Source organism: Halomonas sp. SpR8, from assembly GCF_031010195.1.
In the GTDB taxonomy this organism is placed as follows: Bacteria; Pseudomonadota; Gammaproteobacteria; order Pseudomonadales; family Halomonadaceae; genus Vreelandella.
This window is the reverse complement of sequence record NZ_JAUAMC010000006.1, coordinates 77,501-97,277: the sequence shown is the minus strand read 5'-3', so window position 1 is coordinate 97,277 and position 19,777 is coordinate 77,501. Positions and strand designations below refer to the sequence as shown.

The following is a 19,777-nucleotide window of genomic DNA, read 5'->3' as shown; positions in this document are numbered from 1 at the left end:
ATTAGGCAGTTTGAGCCTGTGACAAGCTGGACAAACGGGGTCGTATGGTATGGCTATCTATTAATCACCAAGCTCTGCTAATAGATCTGCCTGGATCACTTCAATCCAGTAACCATCCGCGTCTTTCACAAAAATAACGTTTTTCATTTTTCCTTGGTCTGAGCGCTTAATAAAGGTGACGTTGTTTGTATCAAACCATTTTTCTGCAACCTCCAGGTTCGGCACACTGAAGCAGATATGGCCGAAACCTTGAGGCTCAGCGTTACCATCATGGTAGTTAAAATCTTCCTGCTGCTCGGTTCCCCAGTTATGGGTTAGCTCAAGTAGCCCACGCTGTTGAAAGGTCCATACGGTGCGCTCGCCCTTGTCCTCAGGGACTGCCTCATCACCTTGTAGATTGGCCAGAAAATAAAGCGAAAACTGCATCTCTTCAAAATCGAGCCGCCTCAGCAATTGCATGCCAAATACCCGCGAATAAAACGCAAGTGCTATGTCAGGATTTCTTGTGCGTAGCATCGTATGGTTAAGACAAAAGCCTGCTGAGTCGGCAGTTGGAGACTCTACACTGGGATGTTTTTCGCCCTTCAAATCCATAAATCACTCCTTTTAATCATAAATATAACGGCAGTGCTAAGTAGCTATACGCAGCAACCAAGTACTACAACCAAGCACTACAACCAAGTACTACAACCAAGTACTACAACTACAAACCAATCAAATCACGCCGTCTTTCATCAGTTGCCCAATATGCTCCGCCTGACGGATGGCCAGCGAGACGATAGTTAATGTTGGGTTCTCTGCTGCTGAGGTCGTGAACTGGCTGCCGTCAGAAATAAATAAGTTCGGAATTTCATGCGCGCGACCATAACCATCGCAGACACCGTCATCAGGGTTTTTACTCATTCGACAGGTGCCAAGATTGTGAGTCGAGGGGTAGGGCGGCACCTCATAAATGTCTTTTGCCCCTACTGAGCGGTAGAGCTCAGCACCTTGGCGATAGCCATGGTCACGCATAGCGATATCATTGAGGTGATCGTCATAGTGCACATTGGCGACGGGAAGACCAAAGTGATCCTTAACGTCATCATTTAGCGTTATTCTATTCGTTGCTTGGGGCAAGTCTTCACCTACTATCCACATACCAGCCATATGATCATACTGATCTAACGCGCCTGCAAATCGCGGCCCCCAGGCGCCCGGATCAAGAAAAGCGGCCATAAAGGGCAGACCCAGCGAAACAGTTTCCATTTCGTAGCCGCCGACAAATCCCCTAGAAGGGTCGTGACGCGCTTCGTCAGCGATGATGCCCGCCATGGTAGTCCCCTTGTACATATGCACAGGCTCTTCGAACGTGGCATATACTGATCCGGTGGTGTGACGCATATAGTTTCGCCCCACTTGATCGGAGCCGTTAGCCAGTCCATTTGGGAACATATTGCTTGCCGAGTTAAGCAGTAGTCGAGGGGTTTCAATTGAATTCCCTGCAACGGCTACCATGCGTGCTTTTTGGCGTTGTTCATTACCGTCAGCATCAAAGTACACGACTTCAGTTACTTTGCCCGTGTCGTCGTGCTCTATACGCGTAACGTGACTTTCAGGGCGTAATTCAAGGTGCCCGGTTGCGATTCCTTCAGGTAACTCGGTATACAGCGTTGACCATTTAGCACCCATTTTACAGCCTTGGAAACAAAACCCTCGTTGCTGACATGCCGCCCGCCCATCACGATTTTCACTATTAATCGCCATATGGCCTGTATTACAGGAGTACCCCAAATTCTTAGCGCCAGCGTTCATAACCTTAAAGTTATTGTTGCCAGGAAGACCTTTATTATCGTTCGTACGAGTGACCCCCATGCGTCGCTCGGCCTTATCATAGTATGGGGCAAGTTCATCATAGCTTACCGGCCAGTCGAGTAAGTTCGCCCCTGGTATCTCTCCATAGGTGCTTAACGCGGCAAATTCATGCGGCTGAATACGTAAGCTGGCACCCGCCCAATGTACGGTGGTACCGCCTACTGATTTTACGATCCAAGCGGGCAGGTTTGGAAAATCACGGGCTATACGCCAACTCCCTGAGGTTGTGCGATTATCTAGCCAGGAAAGCTGTGAAAAAGCAGCCCACTCATCGGCTAAAAAATCGGCGCGGGTATGCAGAGCACCTGCTTCCAAAACCACTACATCAATACCTTGTTGAGCTAACTCATTGGCCAGAGTGCCTCCGCCAGCTCCCGAACCAATGACCACAGCCACGCTGTTGTCGTCATAAGAAAACGTTTGTTGCTTGTCTGTCATGGTCATCTGGGTGTCTCCGAAAAATTATTATTGTTGTGCTGCTTTGGCATTTTCTAGCCGGCCGCCTCATTCGGTAAGTAGCCACCTTCAGGCTTTTGAGGCTCGGGTAGCCAGGTCAGGTTGCTGAAACCATTGTGGAGGTAGCCGACATCACCTTCGGTTCCGCCATAACCGAAATGGGCATATGCCAAAGGGTTGTCGTAAAGTGATACGACGGCATCAGACCGGATTGCCTGGAAAAAGGGGGTGTTGGACATCAACGTTAGCTGTTCTAGCTGCTTAGCTTTGTCGAGAGCTAACCAGTCACCTTCGGAGCCATCGTTTAGAGCGTTGATTCCATCATGCAATAGCTTGTGAAACTCGCTATTTGCGGATTTTTTATCCAAGCTTTCTACAACATGGGCATAGACAGCATCTTCCAGATCAGGGTGAGGAAAAATGTGTTTCACTGCCGCAAGCAAGACGTCACCCTGCCGAGTGCTTAAAGAATCAAGCGGCATTGCCCAACTGGTTGACGGTGCAAGTAGAGCGATAGGCCCACTGGTGAAAGCCAGGGTGCCTGCCAGTACGCCACCGCTTCCTTTAAGGAAAACGCGACGCGAGATAGCGGTTGAACTCATCGCTAGTTTCTCCTGTGTGCCTGGCAGTTAATTAACCTCCAGGCATTAATTATTGTTGTGGTTTGGATGCTTAATGTGCGCGAGCATCTGACTTTGATACTAAACTCATTCTAAGAACGGTGGGTAACAGTGGATTACTACGTCGACTATGGTCTAGTGTGAATGGAAAGCGTATGCACACAACGAAGGGTATTCTTGTTAGTACTTTAATAGGTCAGCATGGCTTCGCCTAAGCTAATGGAGATTTGATATGTGTCATATTTACGCTTCAACCAATCCAGAGCGCTATGAATGCGTAACAAAATCTGTGCGCTTAGAGGGCAAAGTCACCAGCGTCAGATTAGAAAATGAGTTTTGGGAAGTGCTAGACCAGCTCGCTTATGATCAGCATCTCTCGACAGGACAGTTTATTTCCAAGCTCTATAACGAAGTTTTGTTATCAAAAGGAGAGGTGACTAATCTGACATCACTATTAAGAGTGGCTTGTATTGTGCATCTTCAGCTCTGCGCTAAACCTGCCGCGCGATTTGCTTAATTCAGCCTCATCGTGAAAGCAACTAGCGCCCAACGGCTCCTTTCCGTCCATTAAATCGATGGGGAGTGGTGAATTCTCGCCCCTAGCCCCCTGACCGAGCGAAATGAACGGATCTCTTCGCTCATAGCCAGGAAGAGCTAGATGCTATTGCCTTCGAGCGGAGCATCCTCCCTCAAAACGCTTTGTCTTTAAATGTCCGATAGAAGTGATAAGCGAACTGATGGCTAAGCATTTAGATTGTTAAAATTAGAAATGCCATTCGATATTCAGCGTCATAGCGTCGGTATCAACTCCTGGCTTATTGTGATTGCCAAATTTATTGCGCCAATACTCGTAGCCAACACCTGCCCATAGTGAGTTTTCCGTCCCCCACGCAACCTGCCCTACATCCAGCATAAGCGAGGTGCGCATTAACTGCTCAGGCTTGGTCGACACACCAAAGTAATCATCTCCTTTGGCACCGTTATAGTTATAGAAGCCTTGGAATTTTAGCGGTAATGCGGCAGCTTCAAAGGGTAATCCCCAGGCCAAGTTAATTTGGTAATAGGGATCAAACGAAATGCTGTTCTGATTTTCTGGCAGCCCACAAGGGGGCAGGCCACAGTGGTTCCACTCGCGGCTATAAAGCAGGCTGAGATCGACAAAGCCACGTGGCACATCAAATTTAAACGTTGGCCCCACCAAAAGTTGACGCTTGCGCGGCGCAAAGCCAGTGTTTTTAGTATTGAGGTCAAACCCAAACGTCAGCGCCATATCACGAACGGGCCCGAAAGCGACCGGCGCATCAAATACGCCCCCGGCATGCAGCTGATGACGGTATGCCAAATACGCTTCTGTTGCCCCCGTATCGCTGTTATTGGCAGGATCCGCACTGCTGGACTGCAACACATCCAGATTGAAAAAATTCTGGCCCCGGGAGTAACCGCTGACATGGGCGAACTGGAGAATATGCTTTTCCACATTTTCGGGGTTATTAGGCTCTGTAAACTGTGTTCCGTAGCGATAACCTACGAACGTATCACTCCATGTCGCCGCATGGGCTCCTGTCGACATACAGCCAATAAACGTAGCCGCTGACAAATACTTAGCCACTGACAAATTCTGAGCCACTACTCGGTTTCTCTTCCACATGCGAAAACCCCTTTCGTTAGATTTTGTTTTTGTGCACATTTTTGAGCGCTTGCATACTTTTTCTGGTATGAAAAAACGTTTTTTTGCGATAACAGCATTTCTCAGAGTACATTTAGCACTATTTTTTGTATACAATAAAAAAGATAATAATATACACAAGGAGATGTTAATGTCGTACATTCTAAACGCCGCCCGTCCTAGCACTCTTGGCTTAGAAGACTTTCTAATCCATTACGGCGATATATTTGAACACTCGCCATGGGTAGCAGAAACAGCTTGGAAACAAGGTCTTACTGCCCAGCATGATGATGCCGATGTATTGGCAGACTGCATGGGAGCAGTGCTTTGGAACGCAGATATCAATGAGCAAATTGCCGTTATCCGCGCTCACCCCGATCTAGCAGGAAAAGCCGCCTTGGCAGGCGATTTAACCCATGACTCTAGCCGTGAACAGGCGGGTGCAGGACTAGATCAGTGCACCGCTGCTGAGTTTGAGCGCTTCCAACAAATGAATCTGGCTTATCAAAATAAGTTCGGCTTTCCCTTCGTTATTGCCGTTAAAGGGCTCGATCGGCACGCCATCCTTTATGCGTTCGAAAAGCGTCTTGAAAACGACGCCGCTACCGAGCGTCAAACCGCTATCGAACAAATCATCCAGATAGCGCGCTTTCGCCTGCACATGCGTGCGGCCGAGTCCGCGTAAATCCTCACGCGCTTAGCGCTTGTATTTCCCTTTCAGCCTGACCTGTGGTGCTCGGCCCTTCAGGCTGCAAGGCTTACTCTTTTTCGTCATTCGGAGAGACCTCTATGAGTCTGGAGACAAGAGAAGATCTCGATCCGCTCGAAACCACGGAGTGGCTGGAATCCCTGGAATCAGTGCTGGATCGTGAGGGCGAAGATCGTGCACGCTACCTGATGACCCGCCTGGCGGATCGCCTGCGTCGGGACGGTATGAAGGTGCCCTTCTCGGTGACAACCCCGCACCGAAACACAATTCCGGTGCATCGGGAAGCACCGATGCCCGGCGATCTGTTTATGGAGCGCCGGATTCGGTCGTTGATCCGTTACAACGCGATTGCCCAGGTGATTCGTAACAACCGCGCCAACCCAGGGCTGGGCGGCCACATCGCCAGCTTTATGTCATCCGCTACGTTATACGATGTGGGCTTTAACCACTTCTTCCGCGCCCCCAAAGGTGACTTTGAAGGCGATCTGATTTATATCCAGGGCCACGTCGCTCCAGGTATTTACGCGCGCTCCTACTTGGAAGGCCGTCTGTCAGAAGAGCAGATGGACAGGTTCCGTCGTGAAGTCGACGGCGATGGGCTATCTTCTTATCCGCATCCGTGGCTGATGCCGGACTACTGGCAGTTCCCCACGGTATCCATGGGGCTTGGCCCGATTCAGGCCATTTATCAAGCCCACGTGATGAAGTACCTGCATCACCGTGAGCTGAAGGATATGTACGACCGCAAAATCTGGTGCTTCATGGGTGACGGCGAGTGTGATGAGCCGGAATCCCTGGGTGCCATTTCGCTGGCCGGTCGCGAGAACCTCGACAACCTGATCTTCGTTATCAACTGTAATCTGCAGCGCCTTGATGGCCCTGTGCGCGGCAACTCGCGCGTTATGGACGAGTTCGAAGGCGTCTTCCGCGGCGCTGGCTGGAACGTGATTAAGGTCGTTTGGGGCCGTCACTGGGATCCGCTGTTCGAAAAGGACAAGAAAGGCATCCTGCAAAACCGCATGGACGAAGCGGTTGACGGCGAGTACCAGAACTACAAGGCCAACGGCGGTTCGTACACCCGTGAGCACTTCTTCGGTAAGTACCCCGAAACCGAAGCGATGGTCAACGACCTGTCTGATGAAGATATCTGGAAGCTCAACCGCGGTGGCCACGACCCGTTCAAGGTCTACGCCGCCTACCATGAAGCAGTCAACCAAACCAACGGCAAGCCCACGGTGATTCTGGCGCATACCGTCAAAGGCTACGGCATGGGCAGCGGCGATGGCGAAGCGGCCAACGAGTCCCACCAGGTCAAGAGTATGGAGTACGAAGCGCTGCGTAAATTCCGCGACCGCTTTGGCATTCCGCTCACCGACGAGCAGCTCAAAGACGTGCCCTACTACAAGCCGGAAGAAGACTCTCCCGAGCTGAAATACATGCACCTGCAGCGCGAACGCTTAAACGGCTACCTGCCGAGCCGTCGCAGTGACTTTGAGGCGCTGGAAATCCCCAGCCTTGAGGACAAAACCTTTGCCTCGCAAATGGTCGGCTCCAAAGGCCGTGAGGTCTCCACCACTATGGCCTTTGTGCGCGTACTCAACGGCCTGGTAAAGGATAAGAAGCTCGGTAAGCACGTGGTGCCGATTATTCCCGACGAAGCGCGTACCTTCGGCATGGAAGGCATGTTCCGCCAGCTCGGCATCTACACCTCAGAAGGTCAGAAGTACGAGCCGGTCGATAAAGGCCAGATCATGTTCTATCGCGAGGATCAGAAAGGCCAGATTCTCGAAGAAGGGATTTCCGAAGCGGGCGCCATGTCCGCGTGGATTGCCGCCGCGACCTCCTACAGCAACAACAACGTCACCCTGCTGCCATTCTACGTTTACTACTCGATGTTCGGCTTCCAGCGCATTGGTGACTTGGCCTGGGCGGCTGGCGACCTGCAAGCCCGCGGCTTTATGGTCGGCGGCACCGCCGGGCGCACCACGCTCAACGGTGAAGGCCTGCAGCACCAAGATGGTCACAGCTTGATTCAAGCTTCCACCATTCCCAACTGCCGTAGCTACGACCCCACCTATGCCCACGAAGTGGCGGTCATCCTCCAGGATGGTTTGAAGCGCATGTTCTCCGACAAAGAGAACTGCTTCTACTACCTGACGGTGATGAACGAAAACTACGAGCACCCGGCAATCGACAACGTGCCCACCGACGATATTGTCAAAGGCATGTACTTGCTCAACGAAACGCAAGGCGACAAAGGCCGCGTGCAACTGATGGGCTCAGGCACCATCCTGCGCGAAGTTGAAGCGGCTGCGGAGCTGCTGGCCAACGACTGGGGCATTGGCGCAGATATCTGGAGCGTGACCAGCTTTAACGAACTGCGCCGCGAAGCGCTGCTGTTGGAGCGTGAAGGCTTCTTGAACCCAGATGCCAAGGGCAACAAGCCCCACGTCACGAAATGCCTGGAAGGACGTGACGGCCCGGTGATTGCCTCTACCGACTACATGAAGCTCTACGCCGACCAGGTGCGTGCCTGGGTGCCGAGTGACTACACCGTGCTGGGCACGGACGGCTTTGGCCGTTCCGACACCCGCGAGAAGCTGCGCTACTTCTTTGAAGTAGACCGCTACTTCGTCACCGTGGCGGCGCTGAAGGCGCTTGCTGACCGCGGTGAGCTTGATCGCAAGCATGTCGGCGAAGCGCTGCAGAAGTACGGCATCGACGCCAACAAGCCGAACCCGCTGACCAGTTGACCCGCTGCCCGGCGGGCAGATGCCCGCCGGCTCGACCCGATCTTAAAGGAGCGCAACCTTGAGTAGCGAAATCATCAAAGTTCCCGATATCGGTGGCGATACCGATGTCGAAATTATCGAGATTGCGGTGTCAGAAGGCGACGTCATTGAAGCGGAAGACACCCTAATCACCCTGGAATCCGACAAAGCCAGCATGGATGTACCGGCCCCGAAAGGCGGCAAGGTGCTTAAAGTGTTGGTCAAAGAAGGCGATACGGTCTCGGAAGGCGATGGCATCGTTGAGCTGGACGTCGAAGGCAGCGAAGACAGCGGCGATACATCGGCTGAAGCAGACACACCGCAAGAGCAAGCCGCTAGCCAGACCAGCGGTGAGCCGGAAGAAGCGCCCGCTGAAGAGTCCGTCGTTAAAGAACCCGTCGTTGAAGAACCGGAAAAACAAGCTCCTTCTCCTGTAGGCACGCCAAGTCCGGAAGCGCAAATGGCTGCCCATAAGCCCCGCGATGGCAAGCTGATACATGCAGGCCCTGCCGTACGTATGTTGGCCCGTGAGCTTGGCGTAGACCTGGATCTTATTAAGCCGAGCGGTCCGAAAGAGCGGGTGCTGAAAGAAGATGTGCAAGCCTACGTGAAGCAGGCGATTGCCAACCAAGGTAGCACCCAGGCAGCAGTACCGGCGGCGAGCAGTGATGTAGGTATTCCCGCCATCCCAGAGGTCGACTTCAGCCAGTTTGGCGACGTGGAAGAGAAACCGATGGGCCGCCTGCTTAAAGCAGGGGCTACTAACCTGCACCGCAGCTGGCTCAACGTACCCCACGTGACGCAGTTCGATGAGGCCGATATCACCGAGCTTGAGAGCTTCCGCAAAGCGATGAAGGCCGAGGCCGAAGCCCAAGGTGCCAAGCTGACCCCGCTGCCGTTCATGGTTAAAGCCTGTGCCTTTGCGCTGCGTAAACTCCCCCAGTTCAACGTCAGCTTGAAGGGCGACGGTGAGACCTTGGTATGGAAGAACTATGTTCATATCGGGATTGCCGTGGATACGCCCGATGGCCTGATGGTGCCGGTGGTACGCAACGCCGATAAAAAATCCTTGATCGAGATTGCCAAGGAGATGGCCGAGCTAGGCAAGAAAGCGCAGACCAAAAAGCTCAAGCGCGACGAGATGACCGGCGGCTGCTTCACTATCTCGAGCCTTGGCTCAATTGGTGGCACGGCGTTTACACCGATCGTCAACGCCCCGGAAGTGGCAATTTTGGGGGTCTCTAAAGCGCAGATGAAGCCGGTATGGGACGGTAGCGCCTTCCAGCCGCGTCTGATGATGCCGCTGTCGCTCTCCTACGATCACCGTGCGATCAACGGCGCCGACGCGGCACGCTTTACCGCCTTCCTGGCCGATGCATTGACCGATATTCGTCGCTTACTGCTGTAATGAGTCGCGATAAAAATGCGACGTACAAACGGCGCCTTTAATAGGCGCCGTTTATTTATTTAAATAAAGCATGAGCAAAATAAGTGATTTAAACTCTAATAGCATTAATAAAGAATAAAATCCGCTTGATTAACCAATAGATTAACTCCCCCCCAAAATGGCCATAAGATCCGTATCGGGCTCCCTCGAGGTGAGCACAAGTAAAGATTCTAAGCTATTCAGATGGGTATGTACGGCATTTCGAGCTGCTTCCGCATCGCCATTTACAAGATGCAGAAGTAGTTGCGCATGATCACCCTCTAAGTAACAAGACAATAAACTTGGAGGTTTATAAAGTGCAATAACGATAGACGTACGCAATACTAGATCGGTAAGCATCGCACCCAAGATACTGTTAGGGGCACGTTCCGCAAAGAGGTGATGAATATTCAGTGAGTGTTCAATGCGTGAAGGTTCGTTATTATTTTCATAAGCCTGCTTTTCAAGCTCGACTTGCTGTTGCAGTGCCTTCTTAGTGCCAGTATCAAGTTTGCCTGCAAGTAGTGCAACAATTTCACCTTCGACTAACCTGCGTGCAGAAAAGGTCTCTCGAGTTTCTTCGATTGAAGGCGCACGCACGCGAGCGACCTGATTGGGACGTTGATCAATAACATGCTCGGCATCAAGTCGAGTTAGTGCCTTACGCACCACCGAGCGACTGACGCCAAATACTTCACCTAGCGTTACTTCAGGTAATTTAGTATTGGGCGTCAAGCGTTGCATCAGTACAGCCGAGCGGATGTGGTCAACGATATCCTGGTCGCCAACGCGACCTTCTGTTGGTTTATTAAAGCGATCTTTATGCCAGCCGAGGTTCATATTATTTATCTCTAACGATTCTCGCTGGAACTTAACATGTATTCCCCAACACAACCAACATAAGATCAATGCTTTATCGTTGAAGCAAGTGATTTTTCAAGAGCTAACTCAGCCATTTCTTATAGCGTCCCATTTCATCTTACATGCTGGTTTACAGCATGAATTTGCAGGGTATTAGTGCGACGGATGGGAGTATGAGCGGTTGGTTTCATGCTGGCCTAGGGAGAACGAGAATGGCTCTAAAATCATTGACATTAGTTCTGGTTGGACCGGTCACAACCAGATCGTTAATAGCAGCGAAAAAGCTGTAAGCATCATTGCGGTTCAGATAGTCCTTTGCTGATAACTGCAAGGCTTTTGCACGTTCCCAGCTCTCGGGGCCGAATACGGCACCGGCGTTGTCCTCAGAACCATCAATACCATCGGTATCGACTGCCAGGGCGTAAATGCCTTCTGCACCCTGAAGGGTGTCGAAAAGCCCCAACAGATATTCGACATTGCGCCCACCGCGTCCATTGCCTCGTACAGTGACACTGGTCTCGCCACCGGAAAGCACCAGCAGTGGACGTGTAATTTCACCCTGCAGCTTATGCACCATACGCGCTTGAGCTGTACCAAGGTCACGAGCTTCACCTTCCAAATTGTCGCCCAGTATTCTGACGTCAACCGTACTTTCTTCGGCCCTGAGCCGGGCTGCCTGAAGGGCATCACTAGCTCGCGCCAGGATCATAGTCTGGTCGCGTGCAAACTCAGAACTACTGGCTTGAGGCGCATCGTGATTACCCATTAGATGTTGACGCACGTTATCAGGAACCTCGATGGTGTGGCGTTCGAGAACCTCCAATGCATCAAGCGGTTTTGAGTTATCGGGTAGGGTCGGACCTGAGGCAATGAGCGTCGGATCATCACCCGGCACATCAGAAATAAGATATGTCACCACCCGAGCCGGGTGAGCGTGAGCAGCCAAACGGCCGCCCTTGATTGCCGACAAATGGCGACGCACCAAATTGATTTCGCTTATTGGAGCACCACACTGCAACATCGCTTTGTTAAGAGCCTGTTTGTCTTTCAGACTGATACCCACAGCGGGGAGTGTCATCAACGCAGAGCCACCCCCCGAGATCAAAGCGATCACTTGATCGTCTTCGCCGAGGCTTTCCACCGCTTCAAGCATACGCTTGGCGGCTTGCTCACCAAGCGCATCGGGCATGGGGTGGGATGCTTCTAACACCTCAATGTATTGACAGGCAGCGCCGTGTTTATAGCGGGTCACCACCACGCCTTCCAAGTCAATTGATTCACCGGTGTTACTGGCACGCTCAATCCATGCTGACTCTAATGCACTCGCCATAGCAGCAGAGGCCTTCCCAGCACCGACGACGAGGGTTCGACCAGCGGTTTTTTCTGGCAATTGATCGGGTAATAAATTGCAAGGATGCACCGCAGCGATAGCCGTTTCCGCCAAGTGTACTAACCACTGGCGTGAGGCCTCTTCACTAGTAAAGGGTGCTAAGCGAAAAAGGGCATTCATCGGTAGACTCCACAGACAAGGGCCGGAGGTAATTGAAGAAAGGGGGACAAAAAAACCGGTGAAAGACACATAGCAGGACAGCGGTCTTGCACCGGGAAATGGCAACGAGTCACATGCAATAACGAGGGCGGGCACTAGAACGATGCCCGCCGTAAAACCCTACTGAAACCTACGCCAATCCGTCAGCTGCGCCATGAAAGGAATCACTGGCCGATTTCATGATTCGCCAGTTTTTCCAGGGCACGCAGAATTCCCGCATGATCCCAATCGGCACCGTCATTAGCGACACATGCCTGGAACAGCTGCTGGGCATTGGCGGTACCCGGTAATGAGAGGTTAAGGCTACGAGCGCCTTCCAATGCCAGGTTGAGATCTTTCTGATGCAGACGAATGCGAAAGCCAGGGTCAAAGGTACGATTAATCATGCGCTCGCCATGCACATCCAGAATTTTCGACTGAGCGAGGCCACCCAAAAGAGATTCACGCACCTTGGCAACATCAGCACCTGCCTTAGAAGCAAACAGCAGCCCTTCCGCAACGGCTTCGATCGTCAGTGCAACGACGATCTGGTTGGCAACCTTGCAGGTCTGGCCCGCACCGTGGCCACCAATGTGTGTAATGGTCTTGCCGACGATTTCAAGCAACGGCTTGGCGCTTTCAAAGCCTTTATCCGTCGCTCCTACCATAATGGTCAGCGCGGCATTGATCGCACCGCCTTCACCACCGGAAACCGGGGCATCGACAAACTCACCACCGGCCTCGGTAATGCGCTTGGCGAATGCCTGGGTCTGCATTGGGGCGATGGAACTCATGTCGATGACAAGTGTGCCGGGCTTGAGACCTTCGATCACACCGTTTTCACCAAACAGTACACTCTCTACATCTGGCGTATCTGGCACCATGGTGATAATGATATCGGACGCTTGGGCAACCGCTTTTGGATTGGCCGCCTCTTGCATGCCTTTTTCGGCAAGCGTTGCATCCAAGGCGCCGCGTTTGACGGTCACCAACGAGTGGCCCGCGTCGAGCAGGTGACCTGCCATTGGGCGTCCCATTATGCCTAAACCGATAAAACCAATCTTGCTCATGCTCTTTCTCCTTCAAGATAACGCAATTCGCACTTATTCATAGTTCGTACTTGTTCATAATTCGCACTTATTCATAACTCGTACTTATTCATACTTGGGATGTTCAGCGCACCGCCTCTAGCCAAACCAGCCCTTCCGACGTCGACGTTTTGGGCTTGTATTCGCAGCCGATCCAACCGTCGTAACCTAGGCGCTCAAGATGTGCGAACAGAAAAGAGTAGTTGATCTCACCGGTACCCGGCTCATGACGACCCGGGTTATCCGCCAGTTGCACATGCGCGATACACCCCAGATGCTTTTCTATCGTAGGTGCTAGATCCCCCTCCATGATTTGCATGTGGTAGATGTCGTATTGCAGCTTTAGATTGCCACTACCGACCTCGTCGAACAGTGCCAGAGCCTGCTCGGTGCGGTTGAGGAAAAAGCCTGGGATATCGCGAGTGTTGATCGGCTCCGCCAATAGTAAAATGCCAGCCGACTTGAGTTTTTCAGCGGCATAACGCAGATTTTCAATCAGCGTGCTGCGTGCCTCGTCATCACTTACCCCTTGAGGCTGAATACCCGCTAGGCAGTTCACCTGTTTGCACCCCAACGCAGTGGCATATTCGATGGCACGATCAACACCGACCCGGAACTCTTCCACCCGATCCGGGTGGCAAGCGATGCCGCGCTCACCCGCAGCCCAATCGCCAGCAGGCAAATTGTGCAATACCTGGGTAAGGCCGTTGGCTACTAAACGCTCTTTGATTTCCGCAGCCGTATAATCGTAGGGAAATAGGTATTCAACCCCCTCGAACCCAGCCCCGGCGGCGGCCTGAAAACGATCGAGAAAGTCTACTTCGGTGAACATCATGCTGAGATTCGCGGCAAATTTAGGCATGCAAGTCTCCTTGTTTTTATCCTAGTGATAATAATTGCCCTGGTACCGAACCTCTGTGGTCACCAGGGCTAGGCTTAGGTCAAACTGGCGATGGAACTAGGTGCATCCGTCAAGTTTTCAGCCAGCTCTTCGAATTCATTGACGCCATCAAGGTCAGTACCCATTGAGATATTGGTGATGCGCTCAAGAATGATCTCAACGACTACAGGTACGCGATGTTCACGCATCAGTTCGCGAGCCTTTTCAAATGCCGGAGCGATATCCTCAGGCTTTATGACGCGCAGCGCTTTACAACCCAAGCCTTCGGCAACAGATACATGGTCTACACCGTACTCAGCTAATTCAGCCTCTTCGTCGGTGTAGTTAATGTTTTTGAAAGAGAGTTGCACGCAGTAATCCATGTCAAAACCGCGCTGGGCCTGACGAATCAACCCGAGATAGGAGTTGTTCACCAGCACATGGATATAGGGCAGGTTGAATTGCGCCCCGACCGCCAGTTCTTCGACCATAAACTGAAAATCGTAGTCACCGGAGAGTGCCACCACTTCGGCTTCAGGATCAGCACGGCACACGCCCAACGCCGCTGGAATGGTCCAGCCTAACGGTCCTGCCTGGCCACAGTTGATCCAGTGACGCGGCTTGTAAACGTGCAGGAACTGAGCGCCCGCAATCTGTGACAGACCGATAGTGCTGATATAACGGGCATTCTTGCCGAACACCTTGTTCATTTCTTCGTAAACACGCTGGGGTTTGACCGGCACGTTATCGAAGTGCGTTTTACGCAGCATAGTGCGTTTACGCTCTTGGCAGTCGCCCACCCAGTCACTACGGTCTTTCAGTTTGCCGTCCGCTTTCATTTCACGAGCAACTTCAAGGAAAAGCTCCAGCGCTAACTTGGCATCAGAAACGATGCCGTAATCGGGACCGAAGATGCGCCCGATCTGTGTCGGCTCGATGTCGACGTGAACAAATTTACGGTCTTTGGTATATGTTTCGACGTTACCGGTGTGGCGATTAGCCCAGCGGTTGCCGATACCCATCACGAAATCCGAGGCAAGCATGGTTGCATTGCCGTACCGGTGGGATGTCTGCAAGCCCACCATGCCAGCCATCAGCGGGTGGTCGTCGGGAATCGTACCCCAGCCCATCAGCGTCGGAATTACCGGCACGCCGGTAAGTTCAGCAAACTCGACAAGCTGCTCTGCGGCATCTGCGTTGATGATCCCGCCCCCCGCGACCAACAGCGGCTTTTCGGATTCGTTGAGCATGGTCAACGCTTTTTCAATCTGGGCACGCGAAGCAGACGGCTTATAGGCCGGAAGTGATTCGTAGGTATCCGAATCAAATTCGATTTCGCTCATCTGGACGTCGATCGGCAGATCAATCAACACCGGGCCAGGGCGGCTCGAGCGCATTAGTTGAAAGGCTTTCTGGAAGGCTCGCGGCACTTGGGCCGGCTCCATCACTGTAATCGCCCATTTTGTGACCGGCCCGGCAATGGTCTGAATATCCACTGCCTGGAAGTCTTCTTTGTGCAACTTGGCCCGTGGCGCTTGACCGGTGATGCACAGAATCGGGATGGAGTCGGCGCTGGCGGAATACAGCCCGGTGATCATGTCGGTGCCGGCGGGACCAGAAGTACCGATACATACGCCGATGTTCCCCGCTTTTGTCCGGGTATAACCCTCGGCCATGTGCGATGCCCCTTCAACATGGCGTGCCAGAATGTGATCAACCCCCCCCACCTTGCGCATGGCAGCGTAAAAAGGATTGATTGCGGCTCCCGGCAACCCAAAGGCTACGTCGATACCTTCTTTCTTCAGAACGTGAATGGCGGCTTCCGCAGCGGTCATTTTAGCCATGACAATTTCTCCTCAACAATTGAATACAATTAATGTATTCACTTTAGATTTGTTCTTGTATTCAAAATAGGCGTCCACTCAACTAGTGTCAATATTTTATGGAAATATTTTCCATAAAATATTCTATTAAAATATATTCCTATATTTAACAATGCCTTAAAGGTGATATTTCAGAAATTAGCAGACTAGAATATAGCGCTAATGAGTCAAAAATCAGGCAGGGCTAATGGACTGACAGTCTCGACTGTCAGCCTATTAATTAGCTAATTTAAATTAAATAATGGTCTAAGAAATTCACCCGTAACCTAACATGGCGGAAATAGTGGCAGCAGCTTCCGCTACTTGGCTCTGTAATCGGTCACGACTTTCGGCAGGGACTTCATGTACTGGCACCATAATGCTGATAACGCCTTCCATAGAGCCGTCATGGTTATAGAGAGGATAGACAACCGAAGAGATACCAAAGTGATAATAGGAGTCCGCAATAACATATCCACGCTGCCGATCTTCCTGCACTAAACGCCAGAGATCATCGCTGTTGGCAGGAGAGCCCGGCTCCTTATCTAAACGGCAATCTGATGGATAAAGTGTTTCGAATTCCTCCCGTGACAGATCGGCAAGCAGCATTCGCCCCAAAGAAGTGCAGTGCAACGGTAAACGGGTTCCCACACTGACACGGCGAATAGTCGCGTTCGATGCTCCGACCCTTGCCACGTAGACGGCATCACGCCCATCTCGAATAGCGATATGGCTTGAACAACCGGTCTGCTCACACAACGACTCAATAACGGGCTGCCCAACCTGCACGACGTCCAGCGAAGCGACGTATTCAAAACCTAGACGTAATACATTGACGCCCAGTGAATATAAACCAGTGACGGGATGGTGACGCAAAAAACCCATGTGTTCTAAGGTCTGTACCGCTCGGTGTGAAGTTGCTTGCGGATAACCAACTCGCTTAACAAGCTCAGAAAAACTCATCTCTCGATGATGACGATTGAGCTCCATTAAGATCATTAGTCCTCGTTCAAGCGCGGGTACAAGATGTTTTTTGTTATCCTTATCACTCATAGCTCGTTCACTCGCTTCAGGGTTATCGTTTTAGGCGAACAAAAAAGAGACCTTGTAAGTAAGCAGCTGCTAATAATTTTCCTTCAGAACTGCATTAACGGTCTCAGTTGGCGGGGTTGTGCTCTACCCAATGTCGGGCAATATCAACTCGTCGAGTCACCCAGACACGGTCATGCGCTTCAATATGATCAAGAAAACGCTGGAGCGCCATAAAGCGACCAGGGCGCCCTATCAATCGGCAATGCAAACCGATAGAGAGCATTTTGGGTATTTCATCTCCCTCCGCATATAACACGTCAAAAGCATCGCGCAGATAGCTAAAGAAGTGATCAGCGGTATTGAAACCCTGTGGCGAAGCAAAGCGCATATCATTAGTGTCCAGCGTATAAGGCACCACTAGATGGGAGTGCGTATGGCCCTGGCTGTCCTGCTCGCGTGTCCAGAACGGTAAGTCATCGCCGTAGTAGTCGCTGTCGTATAAAAAATCGCCTTGATCCAATAACAAACGACGGGTATTAGGGCTATCGCGGCCGGTATACCAACCCAACGGCTTCGCGCCGTAAAGGTTCTGGAACACCTCAATAGCATGCTCCATGTGCCGGCGTTCCAGTGCTTCTGGCACTTCCTGATAGTTGATCCAACGATAGCCGTGACACGCAATCTCATGACCCAACTCCTGAAAGGCATGAGCCACCTCGGGGTTCCGCTCCAGCGCCATGGCCACACCGAAAATGGTCAACGGCAAGCCGCGTCGTTCAAATTCACGCAAGATGCGCCATACCCCGGCTCGCGAGCCATACTCATAAATGGATTCCATGCTCAGGTGGCGATTGGGGAACGCCGGTGCACCCAAAATTTCGGAAAGGAATTGCTCAGAGCCGATATCACCGTGTAGTACCGAGTTCTCCGCACCCTCTTCATAGTTCAGCACGAATTGCACAGCAATTTTGGCCTTGCCAGGCCAATTGGCCTGAGGAGGATTACAGCCATAGCCGACCAGGTCACGAGGATAATTGGGCGAATGCATGATGTAAGTTCCTTGTTATAAAACAGCGTTCTAATGAGTGTTTAAAAATAATAAAAATGTATATAGCAAACGGTACAGCCCACCATAAGGCAGGCTTTAAATTGCACTGACTTTGAATTGCACTGACTTTGAATGCGTATAAATTATTGAGACGATTACTCTTCCCATTCCTCAATCAATGCACGTTCTTCGTCCGTCATATTCGTCATATTGCCAAGCGGCATATAGCTACTCGCGACGACTTTCTTAATGCTCTCTTGCTGTTTGATGATTTGATCGATTTCGTCATATGCAAAACCAGCAGGAGGAGCAGAAAAGCCTGGCTGAGTCGGCGATTGCGAGTGGCAAGCGACACAACGCTGCTCTATTACGGCACCGATCTCGGTGATATCAGGCCCCTTTTCTGCTGCCTGAGCGCCAGATTGATTCGAGATTTGCGCAGGCATAGCCATCCAGAAAGCGATTAAGATAAGAACAACACCAGCAATGGGATAGATTGGCTGAATTTTACCCGCATGCATTAAAACAAAGTATTGACGAATCAATGCACCTGCAAAGATAAAGAGTGTCATCAGCACCCATGCATGCTCATGAGTGTAAGCAAAAGAGTAGTGATTGCTGATCATCAGCAATACAACGGGCAGGGTGAAATAGGTGTTATGAACCGAGCGCTGTTTACCACGCTTACCATCAAGGGGATTGGGCGCTTCGCCAGCCTTCATCGCTTTTACCATGCGACGTTGACCCGGGATAATCCAAAAAAACACGTTCGCCGACATCGCAGTCGCCATCACCGCCCCGGTGAGGAGGAAAGCGGCGCGACCCGAAAACATGTGAGTACTCAAGTAGGCAACGACGATCATCATGATGGCCACGCCGATACTCAAGAGACCATCACGCTCCATGTTCGGACTAATGCGCTTACACATTTCGTTATAAACGACCCAACCGAACAGCAAGAAGGCTAGAGCTAATATGTTTGCCTGCCACCCTGTCATATTGGCAGCCCACTCCCATGAACTATTAGCATTCACTAGATAGAAACCCGGGTTCACCATGTACAAAATAATGAACAGTGCAAAACCGGATAACCATGTCGTGTAGGATTTCCAAAATGACCAATGCAGATCATCAGGGAGCTTTTCTGGGCTAGTTGCATATTTTTGATTGTGATAGAACCCCCCACCATGGACGGCCCACATTTCACCAAACACGCCCTTCTTGCGGCAGTTCTCATCTTTGGGGGTTTTGAGTCCATTATCTAGCATCACAAAATAAATGGACTCTCCAATCCAGGCGATTGCCGCAATAACGTGCAGCCATCGAAAAATCAAATTAAGAAATTCAATAATATAAGAAAGCATGAGGATAAACCTCGTTTGGTTAGATTGTTGTTAAATAAAGGGATTACGTGTTGTTTTCGGTAGACGCGGGCCTCTAGCTACCCCGATAGGTTGAATAACCGTACGGTGATAGCAATAAAGGCACATGGTAATGCTGCGAGGCATCATTGACCCCGAAGCGAAGGGGTATAACGTTCAGAAAAAGTGGCTCATCCGTTTTCACCCCTTGGCGCACCAAGTACTCGCCCGCATAAAACACCAGTTCGTATTCACCCGTTACTAACTCTTCCCCTGCAAGTATTGGGGCATCGCAACGCCCGTCGTCATTGGTCTTCACTACCTTTAGACGTTGGCGCAGACCTTCCTCTATACGGTAAACCTCGATTTTTATTGCCTCGCCAGGGCACCCCAGGGCTGTATCCAGTACGTGAGTGGTAAGTTTTCCCATCACCTTTCTCCTATGCATCTCTCAAGAAGCCACCAGTGGACGGCTCATCATTAGTAAATCAGCATGAGCAAATGCCAAAAATAGCAAACCATCACATGTCATCATTTTTAACTCTTAACAGAGTACATTTCAAAGATTTTTTGTATACATTTTTCTCAAATCGCACGACAAGTGGCAGTGCCTAC

The 19,777-nt window shown here is 51.2% G+C and carries 16 protein-coding genes and 2 pseudogenes; 5 read left to right on the top strand and 13 right to left on the bottom strand.

All coding sequences use genetic code 11. The annotated features are described in order from the left end of the window. Positions 1-60: 60 nt before the first annotated feature. The 3 genes from gloA to QT230_RS13175 form a co-directional block, all read right to left on the bottom strand. The gene (gene gloA, locus QT230_RS13185; RefSeq protein WP_308322326.1) at positions 61-594 is read right to left on the bottom strand and encodes a lactoylglutathione lyase; all 534 of its coding nucleotides are present in this window, start codon (positions 592-594) and stop codon (positions 61-63) included. Between the two features lie 120 nt (positions 595-714). Then, positions 715-2,298, bottom strand: coding sequence for a GMC family oxidoreductase (locus QT230_RS13180; protein WP_308322324.1), 1,584 nt, complete (start codon positions 2,296-2,298; stop codon positions 715-717). A gap of 47 nt (positions 2,299-2,345) precedes the next feature. Then, positions 2,346-2,912 carry a twin-arginine translocation signal domain-containing protein gene (locus QT230_RS13175; protein WP_308322323.1) on the bottom strand — a complete coding sequence of 189 codons (567 nt, stop codon included), beginning with the start codon at positions 2,910-2,912 and terminating at the stop codon, positions 2,346-2,348. A 250-nt stretch (positions 2,913-3,162) separates the two neighbouring features. Here QT230_RS13175 and QT230_RS13170 point away from each other — a divergent pair, with 250 nt between their 5' ends. Continuing rightward, on the top strand, positions 3,163-3,447 hold the full coding sequence (locus QT230_RS13170; RefSeq protein ID WP_308322321.1) for a ribbon-helix-helix domain-containing protein: 285 nt from the start codon (positions 3,163-3,165) through the stop codon (positions 3,445-3,447). Between the two features lie 107 nt (positions 3,448-3,554). Further along, positions 3,555-3,691 (top strand): annotated as a pseudogene (locus QT230_RS13165) (IS30 family transposase); the annotation flags it as partial. A 2-nt stretch (positions 3,692-3,693) separates the two neighbouring features. On the opposite strand, the gene QT230_RS13160 reads toward QT230_RS13165, so the two are convergent. After that, positions 3,694-4,758, bottom strand: coding sequence for a hypothetical protein (locus QT230_RS13160; protein WP_308322319.1), 1,065 nt, complete (start codon positions 4,756-4,758; stop codon positions 3,694-3,696). On the opposite strand from QT230_RS13160, the gene uraD reads away from it, so the two are divergent. The 3 genes and pseudogenes from uraD to aceF all read left to right on the top strand — a co-directional run. Further along, complete coding sequence (gene uraD / locus QT230_RS13155; protein ID WP_308322317.1) at positions 4,748-5,281, top strand: 2-oxo-4-hydroxy-4-carboxy-5-ureidoimidazoline decarboxylase; 534 nt, start codon at positions 4,748-4,750, stop codon at positions 5,279-5,281. The two genes, QT230_RS13160 and uraD, sit on opposite strands and share 11 nt — an antisense overlap. Positions 5,282-5,385: 104 nt before the next feature. Further along, entirely contained in the window at positions 5,386-8,058 is a 2,673-nt protein-coding gene (gene aceE, locus QT230_RS13150) for a pyruvate dehydrogenase (acetyl-transferring), homodimeric type (protein ID WP_308322316.1), read from the top strand. Positions 8,059-8,131: 73 nt separating this feature from the next. Beyond that, positions 8,132-9,484, top strand: a pseudogene (aceF, locus tag QT230_RS13145) (dihydrolipoyllysine-residue acetyltransferase); the annotation flags it as partial. A gap of 141 nt (positions 9,485-9,625) precedes the next feature. Here aceF and QT230_RS13140 read toward each other — a convergent pair. The 9 genes from QT230_RS13140 to uraH form a co-directional block, all read right to left on the bottom strand. After that, positions 9,626-10,342, bottom strand: a complete 717-nt coding sequence (locus QT230_RS13140; RefSeq protein ID WP_308322313.1) for a GntR family transcriptional regulator — start codon at positions 10,340-10,342, stop codon at positions 9,626-9,628. 208 nt (positions 10,343-10,550) lie between these two features. Continuing rightward, positions 10,551-11,873 carry a glycerate kinase gene (locus QT230_RS13135; protein ID WP_308322311.1) on the bottom strand — a complete coding sequence of 441 codons (1,323 nt, stop codon included), beginning with the start codon at positions 11,871-11,873 and terminating at the stop codon, positions 10,551-10,553. A gap of 203 nt (positions 11,874-12,076) precedes the next feature. Next, positions 12,077-12,961, bottom strand: coding sequence for a 2-hydroxy-3-oxopropionate reductase (locus QT230_RS13130; RefSeq protein WP_308322309.1), 885 nt, complete (start codon positions 12,959-12,961; stop codon positions 12,077-12,079). A 103-nt stretch (positions 12,962-13,064) separates the two neighbouring features. Continuing rightward, a complete protein-coding gene (gene hyi, locus QT230_RS13125) occupies positions 13,065-13,841 on the bottom strand; it encodes a hydroxypyruvate isomerase (RefSeq protein ID WP_308322307.1) in 777 nt (258 codons plus the stop codon). Positions 13,842-13,915: 74 nt separating this feature from the next. Beyond that, on the bottom strand, positions 13,916-15,703 hold the full coding sequence (gene gcl / locus QT230_RS13120; RefSeq protein WP_308322306.1) for a glyoxylate carboligase: 1,788 nt from the start codon (positions 15,701-15,703) through the stop codon (positions 13,916-13,918). Positions 15,704-15,997: 294 nt separating this feature from the next. After that, positions 15,998-16,774, bottom strand: a complete 777-nt coding sequence (locus QT230_RS13115; protein ID WP_308322305.1) for an IclR family transcriptional regulator — start codon at positions 16,772-16,774, stop codon at positions 15,998-16,000. 103 nt (positions 16,775-16,877) lie between these two features. Beyond that, positions 16,878-17,801 carry an allantoinase PuuE gene (gene puuE, locus QT230_RS13110; protein WP_308322304.1) on the bottom strand — a complete coding sequence of 308 codons (924 nt, stop codon included), beginning with the start codon at positions 17,799-17,801 and terminating at the stop codon, positions 16,878-16,880. Positions 17,802-17,956: 155 nt separating this feature from the next. Next, entirely contained in the window at positions 17,957-19,165 is a 1,209-nt protein-coding gene (locus QT230_RS13105; protein WP_308322302.1) for a urate hydroxylase PuuD, read from the bottom strand. A 73-nt stretch (positions 19,166-19,238) separates the two neighbouring features. Then, positions 19,239-19,592 carry a hydroxyisourate hydrolase gene (gene uraH / locus QT230_RS13100; protein ID WP_308322301.1) on the bottom strand — a complete coding sequence of 118 codons (354 nt, stop codon included), beginning with the start codon at positions 19,590-19,592 and terminating at the stop codon, positions 19,239-19,241. Positions 19,593-19,777 lie beyond the last annotated feature (185 nt).

Bases quoted from the DNA above. Each gene is read 5' to 3' on its own strand.
- gloA (WP_308322326.1), bottom strand. From the start codon at position 594: ATGGATTTGAAGGGCGAAAAACATCCCAGTGTAGAGTCTCCAACTGCC.
- QT230_RS13180 (WP_308322324.1), bottom strand. From the start codon at position 2,298: ATGACCATGACAGACAAGCAACAAACGTTTTCTTATGACGACAACAGC.
- QT230_RS13175 (WP_308322323.1), bottom strand. From the start codon at position 2,912: ATGAGTTCAACCGCTATCTCGCGTCGCGTTTTCCTTAAAGGAAGCGGT.
- QT230_RS13170 (WP_308322321.1), top strand. From the start codon at position 3,163: ATGTGTCATATTTACGCTTCAACCAATCCAGAGCGCTATGAATGCGTA.
- uraD (WP_308322317.1), top strand. From the start codon at position 4,748: ATGTCGTACATTCTAAACGCCGCCCGTCCTAGCACTCTTGGCTTAGAA.
- QT230_RS13160 (WP_308322319.1), bottom strand. From the start codon at position 4,758: ATGTACGACATTAACATCTCCTTGTGTATATTATTATCTTTTTTATTG.
- aceE (WP_308322316.1), top strand. From the start codon at position 5,386: ATGAGTCTGGAGACAAGAGAAGATCTCGATCCGCTCGAAACCACGGAG.
- QT230_RS13140 (WP_308322313.1), bottom strand. From the start codon at position 10,342: ATGAACCTCGGCTGGCATAAAGATCGCTTTAATAAACCAACAGAAGGT.
- QT230_RS13135 (WP_308322311.1), bottom strand. From the start codon at position 11,873: ATGAATGCCCTTTTTCGCTTAGCACCCTTTACTAGTGAAGAGGCCTCA.
- QT230_RS13130 (WP_308322309.1), bottom strand. From the start codon at position 12,961: ATGAGCAAGATTGGTTTTATCGGTTTAGGCATAATGGGACGCCCAATG.
- hyi (WP_308322307.1), bottom strand. From the start codon at position 13,841: ATGCCTAAATTTGCCGCGAATCTCAGCATGATGTTCACCGAAGTAGAC.
- gcl (WP_308322306.1), bottom strand. From the start codon at position 15,703: ATGGCTAAAATGACCGCTGCGGAAGCCGCCATTCACGTTCTGAAGAAA.
- QT230_RS13115 (WP_308322305.1), bottom strand. From the start codon at position 16,774: ATGAGTGATAAGGATAACAAAAAACATCTTGTACCCGCGCTTGAACGA.
- puuE (WP_308322304.1), bottom strand. From the start codon at position 17,801: ATGCATTCGCCCAATTATCCTCGTGACCTGGTCGGCTATGGCTGTAAT.
- QT230_RS13105 (WP_308322302.1), bottom strand. From the start codon at position 19,165: ATGCTTTCTTATATTATTGAATTTCTTAATTTGATTTTTCGATGGCTG.
- uraH (WP_308322301.1), bottom strand. From the start codon at position 19,592: ATGGGAAAACTTACCACTCACGTACTGGATACAGCCCTGGGGTGCCCT.